Here is a 12,063-nt window from a genome sequence, read left to right on the forward strand (position 1 = left end):
GAGGTTGATAGGTTCGGGGTGGAAGCACAGCAATGTGTGGAGCTGACGAATACTAATCGGTCGAGGGCTTATCCTAAATACACCCCAAAAAGTGAAGATAAGCGTTGCAGCTTATTCCGAATACTTTCCGGGGACCCCGATACAGGGGACGCTAAAGCAATCATTTCAATTCGCATCCTGTTTTCAGGGCGCAAAACCCTAGCAGATTTATTATTGGATCTTTTCTGAGGCAACTCAAGTAGAGCATTCAGCGAAAAATCCCGTTTGGTGGCGATGGCGGAGGGGAACCACGCGTTCCCATACCGAACACGACCGTTAAGCCCTCCAGCGCCGATGGTACTTGGACCGCAGGGTCCTGGGAGAGTAGGACGTCGCCAAGCACGAGAAGCCTGCCGCATGTTTGCGGCAGGCTTTTTTGTTTATTATGGTTAAAAACGTTCGGAAATAACTTTGCGCGAGCAAGTTGTCTCTGGTTATTTATAGCGTATAGCGGTCTTTATTCAATGCCATACTGCATCTTGCTTTATATTCAAACTGCGGGTACCCACTCAACGATCCAAAGTATCTCAAAACCTCCATGCAACCCACACTTTTTCCCAGTAAATCTGATGTTTGGCTTCAGCAATCGCTAAAAGTAAGTCCAACCCTACCCAATTTAATTAATATGACAAGCCGAATAAACTGCCCTTGTCTTTCAAATGCAAAAGTGCATTTTGATTTAGTCAAAAAGGCTGCATACAGCCTTCAAAATGCAAAAATACATTTGAAATCAACCAATTGGGCCAGAATGACCCGAAAAGTTGCGATCAGCCTGCATTTTTACATTTTGATGCCCATATCGGCCATGAAATGGCTAAACAACCTGCACTTTTGCATTTTGTTTTTAAAAATAGTCGGCAGAGCATGGGTCAGGTTAATTACAAAATTTAAAATTAGGGAGACAAGCTCATAATCAAAGCTAAGGAGAACATTCTGAATGTTCGTAGATTCAATAGTTCATAGAGTTGGAGTTACCGATGATGAGAGCAGTGTGAGCAAGATATTTATTGCTAGAATCAGCTAAACATACTATAATCCCAGTATTGCCTTCTAGTTCCATAATGAGTGGATTAGAGGGTAGTTTGCTTGCCAGCGTATATTGTGCGTCGAGCTTTTAGTCTCGGCGAGGAGTTCCTGATACGATTGTAGCATTGTAGCATAATACTTACCAATTAGAATGTTTGTATACAAAGAGGAAGCAGGGGGACAACATTGAATCCGCAATTGAAAACGAATGTGGGAAGGCAGAGGCGCAGTACGAGTAAATTTGATCTCTTGGCCAGGATGAAGCAGATCGTCACTTGGCTACAAAACAATCCGCTGCTGGCTGTTTTATTCGGCATCGGAATTTTCATTCGACTGGTGGCTATCTCGTCACTGCCGGCCGGCTTGAACCAAGATGAAGCCTCGATAGGCTACGACGCATATGCGATCCTGCACTACGGTGTAGACCGGAACGGCAGCTTTCTGCCTATTCACCTGATCGCTTGGGGCAGCGGGCAAAATGCTTTGTACGCGTATCTGTCGATGCCGTTCATTTATCTTTTTGGCTTGAACACGTTTTCGATACGAATCGTGAGCGCGATTGCCGGAGTCATCACGTTGTTTCTGTTCTACGCGATCGCAAAAAGGTTCATTCCAGACAATCGCCGTGTCATGCTTATTGCGGCTTTTATAATCGTGATTTGCCCATGGCATATTATGATGTCGCGCTGGGCGCTGGAATCCAACTTGATGCCTGCTCTGGTGCTGCTAGCTGTCTACTTTGCTTGCAAAGCGATAGAGCGGCCGCAATGGCTGCTGGCGTTCTCGATATCGATGGCGCTGTCCCTATACGCCTATGGAACCGCCTATTTTTTCGCACCGCTATTCGTCCTTTCGACTTATGTCGTGTTTTACGTCAAGAGACTAGTTTCCTTGCGCCGTATTCTAGTAAATGGAGCAACCTTCACAATACTGGCGCTTCCTATCCTGCTCTTTGTCATCATTAATCGCTACTCCATGAACGCCATTACAGCTCTCGTGACGATACCGAAGCTTACGGTTCCGAGAGTCGAACAGCAGTCGAGCATTTTTGGCTCGGATATGATGTCGACCGGGCTGAGCCATATGAAGCGGTTTTTCGAAATTATAATAAGCCAGAACGACGGTCTCATCTGGAATGCGCTGCCGGAATACGGCTATTTGTATCCGATCGCTTTACCGCTCATTATATTGGGGCTTGCAACGACGATCAGTGCGCTGCAGCGTAAAGCAGATCCGATACAGCTCATCATTTTGATATGGCTGGCGATTTCGGTAGCGATGGCTTTCATTATTAGCGATGCCAACATTAACCGCATCAACGTAATCTTTTATCCGCTGATCTTGTTGACCGTTGCGGGAGTAGTATGGCTTTCGGAAAAAGAGAAGTGGGCAACCCGCTTTGCTATTGCCTTATTTGCCGCCTATTTCATCCTGTTTGCGAATCAATATGTCCGGAAATTCCCGGAGCAGATCAGTCCGATTTTTTTCGAATCCTTCGGTGAGGCGATACGGTACGCATCGGATGTAACGGACGGTACGGTCTATATTACAAACAGAGTCAACATGCCCTATATTTACGTACTATTGAATGAGCAGATCGATCCGCGAGAATTTAACGAAAGTGTCGTTTATGCCAATCCTGGCGGAGCATTTCAGCAGGTCCAGTCGTTTGGACGCTACCGGTTTGAGCAGCCCGTCATTCATGACGGTGAGAAGGCTGCTTATCTTTTCGCGAACGGAGATCCTCTTCCCGAGGACGAGTCCCGGTATGAAATTAAGCGCTTTAAACATTATTCTGTGGTGACGGAGAAATAAGCCGATAATGGCAGAATGACGCTGATAAATAGCAGTGATGCTTAGCAAATGGCCCCTCAGCGGGCCATTTGCTTGTATTTAGGACTGGGAGCCCATATGGCCTCCATATGCCTGAATTTGCCGCTGTGTTAAAATGGACGCAACAGTCTTAGTTTGTGCAGGCCAAGACTACAATAGCAGGAGGCGGAAGCATCAGATGTTGGGCGGCTTAGGATCGAGATTTCAATTGAGCAAGGGCAGAATGTTGCTGCCACCTGAAAGAAGATTGAGCAGAAATGCAGTGGTCTCAATCATTATTCACGGTTTTTTCCAGTTTGGCGCCTCGATGTCGGGGTTGTTTCTCAATCTTTACTTATGGCGATTGACGCAAGACTTGGCGGTTAACGGCCTCTATAACATCCTTTTATTTGCGACTACCCCGTTTGTGTTTGCTTTTGGCGGCTGGATTGCCAAGCGGCGGGACAAAATGCTGACTTACCGGATTGGCATCGCGCTGAATGCGATGTTTTATCTGCTTGTCGTCATTGCACAGGAACAAGTTGCACACTATTATATTGCGTTCGCATTGCTAAACGGTATTGCAAGCGGTTTCTACTGGACTGGCTATCTCGTTATGCAGTACGATGTGTCGACCGAGGCGAATCGGCTCCGTTACTTAGGCGTCAATATGATTGTATTCAATACGGCCGGTCTAGCGGGTCCGGCGCTTGCGGGCTTTATTATTCAACGGAGCCAAGGGCTCCAAGGCTATATGTTTATTTTTATGCTGGCCTTCGTCATGTTCTTAATAGCGGCGCTCATCAGCTTCCGCATTCCGGTAATGAAGTCGCATCATAAAGCGTACTACTTGAAATTCACTTTATTAATTATGCAGAAGCACCCGCGCTGGCTGAAGGCGCTGATCAGCTTTTTCTTAATGGGGCTGTTCCAGGGCGTTATGCTGTTTCTTCCGAACATTCTTCTCTATCAGACCGTAGGGCGGGAAGATTGGGTCGGCTATTTGGGCGTCTTTTTCTCAGCGTTGACTGTAGCTACCGGCTATGCCATTACGAAAAGAAGCGGCAAAGAGAATGTAAGCAAGTACTTGCTTTATTCCGTGTCGGGTGTTCTATTAGGTGCAGCTATGCTGCTCATTGACGTGAAGCTATGGTCGGTTGTGATCTTTATGATCTTATTCTCGATCTGCAATCCGCTTACGGTCAATACGCTCAATTCGTTTTACTTCCGTATGATGAGCTTGCTGCCGTTAAAAGGACAGCTTCGTGTGGAATCGGTCGTCATTCGGGAGCTGTTCCTCAATACGGGCAGAATCATTTCAATCGCGGCGATGATTACTTTGGCGAAGGATACGGAGTCGGCCTGGCTGGCGATCGTCCTGTTCGGTGCTGCTTTGCTGCAATATTTGCTTCTTCCCTTCGTTAGGGAGAAAAAAGCTCAGTAGACGGTTTGAGATGCTTAGCGGGCAACATTAGAAATCAATTAGAAAAATCTTTGAATCCCCAAAACGGAAGTTAAGTTATGGTAAAATCATTTTCGCGGCGGATCCCTGCAATACAGCGAGAATCCATAACACAACCAGTTGGAGGGATTAACGAAAGTGATGAAAAAAACAGCAAGTGTATTTTTACTGGCCGTCATTGTATTTATGCTTAGCATGAACGGTGCGGCAAGCGCGGCTTCGATGAAGATGGGAAGCAGCGGCGAGAGCGTCAAAGATTTGCAGGAGCGGCTCTATATGCTCAATTACTACAAGGGCAGCATTACCGGAAAGTTCAATGCATCCACGAAAAATGCAGTAGCTGCCTTTCAACGAGGCGCAGGACTGCCTAAGGATGGCGTGGCAGGGTCGATGACGCAGCATGCCTTGAACAAAGTGACGGTCAGCCGTTCGGACCTGTCGCGGCTTGCGAGGATCGTCTACTCGGAGTCGAGAGGCGAGACCTATAAAGGACAGGTGGCGGTAGCGGCGGTCGTCCTGAACCGGGCGAAGTCACCGATGTTCCCAAGCAAGATCCGCGACGTTATTTTTGCCGCTAATGCCTTTAGTGCCGTCAGCAACGGGCAGTTTTGGCTAACGCCCAATGCTACTGCATTTAAAGCGGCGAAGGAAGCGGCAAGGCGGGTCGATCCGTCCAAAGGGGCTTATTACTTCTACAACCCGAAGGCGACGGAATCGAAATGGATAGAATCCCGAAAAGTTACCGTGAAAATCGGCAATCATGTGTTTGCCAAATAAATAGAATGACTAGCATTAGAGAAGAGATGCAACTGTTGCCATACCGGCGCAGGGCATCTCTTTCTTTTATCCGGAAGAATAGATGGTGATGGAAGGAACTAACGTGGAAACGATGTTCAGAATGGCGTATGATACGAGAAGTATGCATTCGCAAGGAAAGACAGGTTTCTTTTCAGACAAGGTGGTATTTCGCAAGTGAAGCAATGGATTGAATCTTTAATCGTACGTTTGGAGAAAAATTATCCCAGGGACGCATTGTCCTTTATTGCAGCAAGCTTTATTAATGCAACCGGAAATTCGATACTTTGGCCGCTAACGACGCTATACGTACATCAAGTGCTTGGGCGTACCTACGCTGAGGCAGGCATGGTGCTCCTATTCCAGGCATTGGCGGGCCTGATCGGCCAGTTTGCGGGAGGTGCGCTTTATAACCGGCTAGGTCCAAAACGGCTCGTCATCGGTTCGATGCTGCTGTCAGCGGCGCTTATCGCGTCGGTTGTGTTTACGCGGGAATACATCGTCTATATTGTTCTGACCAGCTTGTACGGTCTGGTGAACAATCTAGCGGTGCCTTCTATCAACGCTTATATCGGTTTTCGCTGGAAGGCCCATCGCCGAAAGCTGTACAATGCGATTTACGTCGGCAACAATGCAGGTCTGGCAATTGGAGCGTCTGTCGGCGGTCTGATCGCTGCTTTTTCCTTTACGTTGACGTATGCTGCAACCGCAATATCTACGCTTGTATTCGGCCTCTATTTAATGCTCATCATGCGTACGGGCAGCAGTGCGGAAGAAAAGGCGGCGATGGAGACGGCGAGTGGCACTGTGCCGCAAGCTAGCGGCCTGGCCGGAAGAGCACAGTTAGAACAGGAAGCGACGCTAGGTCAAAAGCTGATGAACACGAGTATGTATTTGTATCTGGGTATCGGTTCGCTGCTATTCTTCTTTTCGCTCATGGTTTGGAATAACGGCATTGCGCCGTTTCTGACCGATGGCGGCCATTCCCTCACCATGTACAGTCTGTTGTGGAGTATTAACGGTATTGTTATCTTTGTTGGCCAGCCGGTGACGAACGCGATTAAGAAGATGCTGGCCGGATCAATCAGTCGTGAAATAGTAGCAAGCTCGGTCTGTTATTCGATTGGCTTTACCTTTATTGCTTTTCTACATGATTCCTATTGGTATCTTGTCTTTGGTATGATGGTATGTACGATCGGGGAAATGCTGCTGCTGCCCGTCATACCGGCCTTTTTATCCGAAAATGCCGGCAAATCCGCTCCTTTCTATATGGGGGTCGTCGGCGGATTCGGCAGCGCGGGCCGGATGATTGCGCCTACGCTGTTTGGCTATGTGTATGATCATACGGGCGCAACGCCTGTTTTATGGATTGGAGCGGGAGCATCGCTGCTTTCTGTCGCGGTCTTTTTCATCCATGCTTATTTGCATCGGTTTGTGCCGAAGCAGGCATCCGTGGCTCCTGATTGTTAATAGAGGACGAGCGTTAAGTGCTAGAGAAATGATGATCGTTATGGGAGGGCATGCACAGTTATGAGCCAATTAATGAAGTATAAGGACTTTATATTGTCGCTGCCTTCCGGAGCATTGACGAAAGAACAGCTGCTTGTACCGGAGCTGCTGCTTAATTCGCATCAAAACATGTCGCTTTACTATATTCCATTCGAATATGTGAATGAGCAAGCGAAGATTATGATCATCGGCATTACGCCTGGTTTTACGCAGATGGCGATTGCTTACGAACAAGCCAGGCTGGGGCTATTGGAAAATAGACCACATCCCGAAATCGACCAAAGGGCTAAGGCTGTTGCTAGCTTTGCAGGTACGATGCGCCAAAATTTATACGAGATGCTAGATGTAATCAGACTGCCGGAGGCGCTTGAAATAGAAAGTACCAAGTCGCTGTTTGAACAGGAGCGTCATTTGCTGCATACGACATCAGCCGTTCGGTATCCGGTGTTCCAAGCCGGTGAGAATTATACCGGCCATCAGCCGGAGCTGGTAAAATCCGCTTTTTTAATGCAATATGCCCGTAGGATATTGTTAGCGGAGCTGCAGGCTGCACAAGACGCACTGATCGTGCCGCTCGGCAAATCGGTGGCCGATGTACTGCAGCAGTTCACTCGCGAAGGACTGCTCGACGGAGAGCGATGCTTGTTCCATATGCCCCATCCATCAGGAGCGAATGGACATCGCCGAAGACAGTTCGCGGAGCGCAAGGCGGAGCTGGAGCGAACCGTTCAGGACTGGTTCGGTAGGTTATGAGCACGTTTTGCAGCTTGGAATGAGCCGGTTCACGACCGGTTCTTGGACAGCAAGCAGTGCGCTGCCAGCATTCAGAAAATTACAAGTAAAAGTAAGAGTTAAAGACGGAACGCTTTGGTCTTTTTGGTCTGATCCTAAATGGCTGTATATTGAGTAATGAAAATGGCAACTTCCCTTGGAAAAATGTAGGGAAAGTTGCCTTTATTTAAGATATAATGTAACCATATTAGGAAAATGCAAAGAAGAAGGAGAATTCGATTGTCCTCTCAAAGAAGAGCCTTCTTAAACCTTTCTTATACTTTATTGGGTTTGTGGCTATTAATAGTTGTTTTATCTAAATCGTATGTTTTATTCGCTGTATTGCTGTCTCTACCTGATCTCTTATTAACGGTTTGTTTAATGGGAATGGGGATTTATTTACTGTTTGCTGCAAGAGGATGGAAATGGGAAGAACGCATTGTATCGATTATATTAGTCTTACCCTTTATTTGGTTATTCATCTGGCCAGTCGTTCATGATGAAATACAACTGTATAGAACTGTACCGACGGATGAAATTGTAAAAAGATTTGTTGAGTACAAGTACGTAGGAAGTACAGAAGTGTTAGATACGTCGTTACCGATGGCTGATTATGATTCCGCAAGCAAGAACTTAAAATTATTTTTTAAGGTTCAGCCGGATATTTTCGTTCCAAACGAAGAACGCGTCCATGGTTCATTTAAGGATGATCCGGTTAGCTCGGCACAAATTTTCATGAGAGTGTTATACATTAATTTAATTGACCAACCGAAAGAGTTGACGGAAGTCACTAAAGTTCCAAAAACGATTGAAGAGTATGGATATTGGGGAGATACTTTAATCCTTAAAGCGAACTACAAAAAGAGTAAGGGGGAATATAAACTGATTCCTCCTTATCCCGACGTAAGCTTAGTTAGCGCAAACGGTATGTGGTATTTGAAGTACACAGTGGAAGGAAAGGAAGGGGAAATATACATCGCAGATGTTCCAGGTGTGAATATTCATAACAAACTGATATCTAATCCCGAATTACCCTAGTTTTCTTCTTTCAAAAGGAAATAATAAACATTATTGCATGTAGCTCGGGAAAGGGGGATGTTGGGCAATGGAGATATTGCGGTTTGACCATTTGGTATTGACGGTAAAAGACGTAGAAGCGTCATGCCGTTTCTATGGCGATGTACTTGGCATGGAAATCATCACTTTCGGTCAAGGGAGAAAAGCGGCTAAATTTGGCCAGCAGAAAATAAACTTTCAACAGCTCGGTGAGGAAATTGATCCTAAAGCTGAAACACCGACACCGGGCTCAGGAGATTTTTGCATCATTACAAGTGATTCAATACGTTCCATTCTCGACCAATTAAATACACATGGAGTGAAAATCGAATTAGGACCAGTAGAGCGATCTGGCGCACTTGGTCCTATTCAATCTATTTATGTTCGCGATCCGGACGAGAATCTCGTCGAAATATCCAGTTATGGACCATCGGTCACTATTCATGGAAGATAGCGGGTGATTGTTATAATTATTAGTATGAATCCGCTGGCAAATTACTTTGTGGGTAAGGGGTTAACGGTAAAAGATTCAGGGTTAATCCCGATTATCGTGATATCTAGTTATTCAATCGGCTATTTCTCGTTCTGGCTACAGCAAAAGGATAAGGAAATCCATGCTAAGCAATAGGCAGTGGTATGAGGCTCTCGGTCATACGGCATGCTATTTAATAGATGGATATTAAAAAAATGACCCCTCAAGAGGGTCATTTTTTATAAGTATGGATCAAGCGGAGTAAGCTCGTTTGCGCTTATTGTTATTAAAACTGCAGGTGTTTTATTGCCGCGTTTCTTGATACTACTTCAAAATCTCTTCAATCCGCGCAAGCACGTCTTGGCTTAACTCAACGCCGGAAGCTTTAGCGTTCTCGGTTACTTGTTCAGGACGGCTGGCGCCGACCAGTGCACTCGCCACATTGGCATTGCGCAAAATCCAGGCCAGCGCAAGGTTGCCGACGGAGAGATCCAGTTCAGCGGCGACTTTTTCGAGCTGCTGAACTTTCGCTATTTTTTCCTCGGTGATGCCTTTGCGCATCCACTCCAGCTTAGCAGCCCGGCTGTCTTGCGGAATGTCGGAGACGGAGGTGTATTTGCCTGTCAACAAGCCTTGGGCCAGCGGCGAAAATACAACTTGTCCAATACCGGAACGCTCGCTAAGCGGCATAACTTCTTTTTCGATGTAGCGATCGAACATGTTGTAGACAGGCTGGTTGACGACGATGCGGTCCAGCAGATAGCGATCGGCAACGCCAAGGCCTTCAGCAATTTGCGAAGCCTGCCATTCGCTCACGCCGACATACAGCACTTTGCCTTGACGAACAAGGTCGTCAATTGCGCGAAGCGTTTCTTCCAGTCTAGTATCCAGATCATAACGGTGGCAGTAGAAGATATCGATATAATCATGATCGAGACGTTTCAAGCTTGCATTGGCTTGCTCGATGACATGCTTGCGGGATAAACCGCGGTCGTTAGGGCCGTCGCCCATTGGCCAAAAAGCTTTTGTGGCCAGCACATAGGATTCGCGCGGATAAGCTTTCAACGCTTTGCCTACCAGCTCTTCCGCTGCACCTCTTTCATAGACATTGGCTGTGTCAAAGAAGTTGATGCCCAAATCGTAAGCTGTTTTGATTGCATTTACTGCATTTTCACGTTCAACGTAACCGCCATATGTAAGCCAGCTTCCCAAGCTGATCTCGCTAACCTTTAGCCCACTTGCACCTAATCTCCGATATTTCATGTTTCATTCCTCCTCGAAAAAGTTGTGGTTCCCTTTCCATACTATATAAATTCCTATATGATTTAAAGAAGTGAAATGTTTTTCACTTAATTATAGAAACGATAGATAGTAACCTTTTGTATAGTTATGTGCAATGAGGAGGAAACCCAGTGAAGACGACCGATAAAGCGAGTAATTACGTTCCGAAAACACCTGTACATATTGAATGCAATATTGAAAGAACATTGGATGTGCTAGGAGGAAAATGGGCGTTTCTCGTTATCCGCGAATTGTTTAGCGGCACGCTCCGTTTTGGTGAACTGCAGCGTCGCATACCAAACGTAAGTCCGCGGGCTCTGACCAGTACGCTTCGCCATTTGGAGGAGCAGGGCGTGCTGGAGCGTAAAGTCTTCCCGACTGTGCCAGTAACAGTGGAATATACACTGACGCCCAAAGGTCATGACCTTCATGTCATTTGCCATGAGATGAAGCTGTGGGCAGCTCGGTGGACCTAGCTGTTTTTTTAACGATTAGGACATGACTGAATGACATTCTCGCCCGGGTACATGCACTTCTAGGCACTCGCCCTCATACAATGTAGAATCGACTTCATTGTGCGCTGGGGGGAGTGCTGCCCCTCGGTAATCCGACCTGGGGGTGTAAGGGTACATGGGACTGTTTGCGACAATCGCGCTGTTCATCAAACAGCTGTCAATGCTCGTATCGTACGTCAAAAATAACGCTTTCCCGCAACCGCTTCATGAGGATGACGAAATGAAGCATTTGCAGCTGATGGCGGAAGGCAATGCGCATTCCCGCAATTTGCTGATCGAGCACAACCTGCGTCTGGTTGCGCATATCGTGAAAAAATTCGACAACACCGGAGAAGACCTCGAGGATTTGATCTCGATCGGCACTATTGGATTAATTAAAGCCATCGAGAGCTTTCAGACCGGAAAAGGCACGAAGCTCGCGACGTTCGCGGCTCGTTGTATCGAGAACGAAATACTTATGCATTTAAGGTCGCTGAAGAAGACGCGCAAGGATGTTTCCTTGCATGATCCAATTGGTACGGATAAAGAGGGGAACGAGATCACACTGATCGATATCCTTGGCACGGAAGCCGATGATGTCGTGGACCGTGTGCAGCTTAAGATCGAGAAAAGCAAAATCTATCGCAATCTGGATATACTCGACGATCGGGAGCAGGAAGTGATCCGCGGCCGGTTCGGCCTGGATCATGGCGGGGATGAGCGGACACAGCGGGAAATTGCAAAGGAGCTCGGGATCAGCCGCAGCTATGTATCGCGGATTGAGAAGCGGGCGCTGATGAAGCTGTATCATGAGTTTTATAAGGCGAAGAAGTAATCGTATACTATTGAAGAAAAAGGACGTCTTCGAGATGATCACTTAAACTGGACCCTTTGTCAATGACACATTGAAAAAGAGTATTAGGCCGCACTTAAGAGATGATTCCTGTACTGTACAGGAGTCATCTTTTTTAGTCCCCATTGATATCGATGATGGCAGTAATAACGGATGTAGCGATTTATTTCTCGTTCTACTTCGACAAATGTCTCACAGCTTGTGCTCTTCACATGATCTTTCATATGACCGTAATAGGACTCCTGTGGAGCATTGTCCTAGCAATTCCCACGATGTGACATCGACTGTCCTAGTCCTTTTTGCTTCAATAAATCTTGGTAGATTGGGCTTGTATAGTGGCTACCTTGATCGGAATGGATAAAGGCTTCTTTATGGAGTTTTAAGTGCTTTTGGCTCATTAGGGTTTTGGTCGCCAAAGGGAGCTGAAGAGACTCGGAGATTGTGGGCAAGAAGCTCCCCTGTAGAAAAAAATTTAAATTTAATATAGTATTCT

General features: G+C 46.5%; 12 protein-coding genes and 1 rRNA gene. 11 read left to right on the forward strand and 2 right to left on the reverse strand.

The window, feature by feature from the left end; translation table 11 throughout:
* From IEX98_RS29305 to IEX98_RS25165, 9 genes are all read left to right on the forward strand, one after another.
* Positions 1-228 (forward strand): hypothetical protein (locus tag IEX98_RS29305; protein WP_229692389.1); only part of this gene is annotated, 228 nt, incomplete at its 5' end.
* A gap of 35 nt (positions 229-263) precedes the next feature.
* Positions 264-380, forward strand: a 5S ribosomal RNA gene (gene rrf, locus IEX98_RS25130).
* A gap of 871 nt (positions 381-1,251) precedes the next feature.
* Positions 1,252-2,880, forward strand: coding sequence for an ArnT family glycosyltransferase (locus IEX98_RS25135; RefSeq protein WP_188892454.1), 1,629 nt, complete (start codon positions 1,252-1,254; stop codon positions 2,878-2,880).
* Between the two features lie 196 nt (positions 2,881-3,076).
* Positions 3,077-4,321, forward strand: coding sequence for an MFS transporter (locus IEX98_RS25140; RefSeq protein ID WP_188892455.1), 1,245 nt, complete (start codon positions 3,077-3,079; stop codon positions 4,319-4,321).
* A 159-nt stretch (positions 4,322-4,480) separates the two neighbouring features.
* Positions 4,481-5,116: a cell wall hydrolase gene (locus IEX98_RS25145; RefSeq protein ID WP_188892521.1), complete on the forward strand. Its 636-nt coding sequence runs from the start codon at positions 4,481-4,483 to the stop codon at positions 5,114-5,116.
* 195 nt (positions 5,117-5,311) lie between these two features.
* Entirely contained in the window at positions 5,312-6,604 is a 1,293-nt protein-coding gene (locus tag IEX98_RS25150) for an MFS transporter (protein WP_229692390.1), read from the forward strand.
* Between the two features lie 60 nt (positions 6,605-6,664).
* Positions 6,665-7,396, forward strand: a complete 732-nt coding sequence (locus IEX98_RS25155; RefSeq protein ID WP_188892456.1) for a uracil-DNA glycosylase family protein — start codon at positions 6,665-6,667, stop codon at positions 7,394-7,396.
* Positions 7,397-7,654: 258 nt separating this feature from the next.
* Complete coding sequence (locus tag IEX98_RS25160; RefSeq protein ID WP_188892457.1) at positions 7,655-8,452, forward strand: hypothetical protein; 798 nt, start codon at positions 7,655-7,657, stop codon at positions 8,450-8,452.
* 67 nt (positions 8,453-8,519) lie between these two features.
* Positions 8,520-8,924, forward strand: coding sequence for a VOC family protein (locus IEX98_RS25165; protein ID WP_188892458.1), 405 nt, complete (start codon positions 8,520-8,522; stop codon positions 8,922-8,924).
* Between the two features lie 342 nt (positions 8,925-9,266).
* Here IEX98_RS25165 and IEX98_RS25170 read toward each other — a convergent pair whose 3' ends face one another.
* Positions 9,267-10,205 carry an aldo/keto reductase family protein gene (locus tag IEX98_RS25170; protein WP_188892459.1) on the reverse strand — a complete coding sequence of 313 codons (939 nt, stop codon included), beginning with the start codon at positions 10,203-10,205 and terminating at the stop codon, positions 9,267-9,269.
* A gap of 149 nt (positions 10,206-10,354) precedes the next feature.
* Here IEX98_RS25170 and IEX98_RS25175 point away from each other — a divergent pair, with 149 nt between their 5' ends.
* Complete coding sequence (locus IEX98_RS25175; RefSeq protein ID WP_188892460.1) at positions 10,355-10,699, forward strand: winged helix-turn-helix transcriptional regulator; 345 nt, start codon at positions 10,355-10,357, stop codon at positions 10,697-10,699.
* Between the two features lie 154 nt (positions 10,700-10,853).
* Positions 10,854-11,552, forward strand: coding sequence for an RNA polymerase sporulation sigma factor SigK (gene sigK, locus IEX98_RS25180; RefSeq protein ID WP_188892461.1), 699 nt, complete (start codon positions 10,854-10,856; stop codon positions 11,550-11,552).
* An 83-nt stretch (positions 11,553-11,635) separates the two neighbouring features.
* Here sigK and IEX98_RS29310 read toward each other — a convergent pair whose 3' ends face one another.
* Entirely contained in the window at positions 11,636-11,794 is a 159-nt protein-coding gene (locus IEX98_RS29310) for an IS3 family transposase (protein WP_229692391.1), read from the reverse strand.
* Positions 11,795-12,063 lie beyond the last annotated feature (269 nt).

Origin of the sequence: Paenibacillus radicis (ex Gao et al. 2016) (assembly GCF_014641555.1) — a bacterium.
Classification (GTDB): Bacteria; Bacillota; Bacilli; order Paenibacillales; family Paenibacillaceae; genus Pristimantibacillus; species Pristimantibacillus radicis.

Bases quoted from the DNA above. Each gene is read 5' to 3' on its own strand.
- IEX98_RS25140 (WP_188892455.1), top strand. From the start codon at position 3,077: ATGTTGGGCGGCTTAGGATCGAGATTTCAATTGAGCAAGGGCAGAATG.
- IEX98_RS25145 (WP_188892521.1), top strand. From the start codon at position 4,481: ATGAAAAAAACAGCAAGTGTATTTTTACTGGCCGTCATTGTATTTATG.
- IEX98_RS25155 (WP_188892456.1), top strand. From the start codon at position 6,665: ATGAGCCAATTAATGAAGTATAAGGACTTTATATTGTCGCTGCCTTCC.
- IEX98_RS25165 (WP_188892458.1), top strand. From the start codon at position 8,520: ATGGAGATATTGCGGTTTGACCATTTGGTATTGACGGTAAAAGACGTA.
- IEX98_RS25170 (WP_188892459.1), bottom strand. From the start codon at position 10,205: ATGAAATATCGGAGATTAGGTGCAAGTGGGCTAAAGGTTAGCGAGATC.
- sigK (WP_188892461.1), top strand. From the start codon at position 10,854: ATGGGACTGTTTGCGACAATCGCGCTGTTCATCAAACAGCTGTCAATG.
- IEX98_RS29310 (WP_229692391.1), bottom strand. From the start codon at position 11,794: ATGAAAGATCATGTGAAGAGCACAAGCTGTGAGACATTTGTCGAAGTA.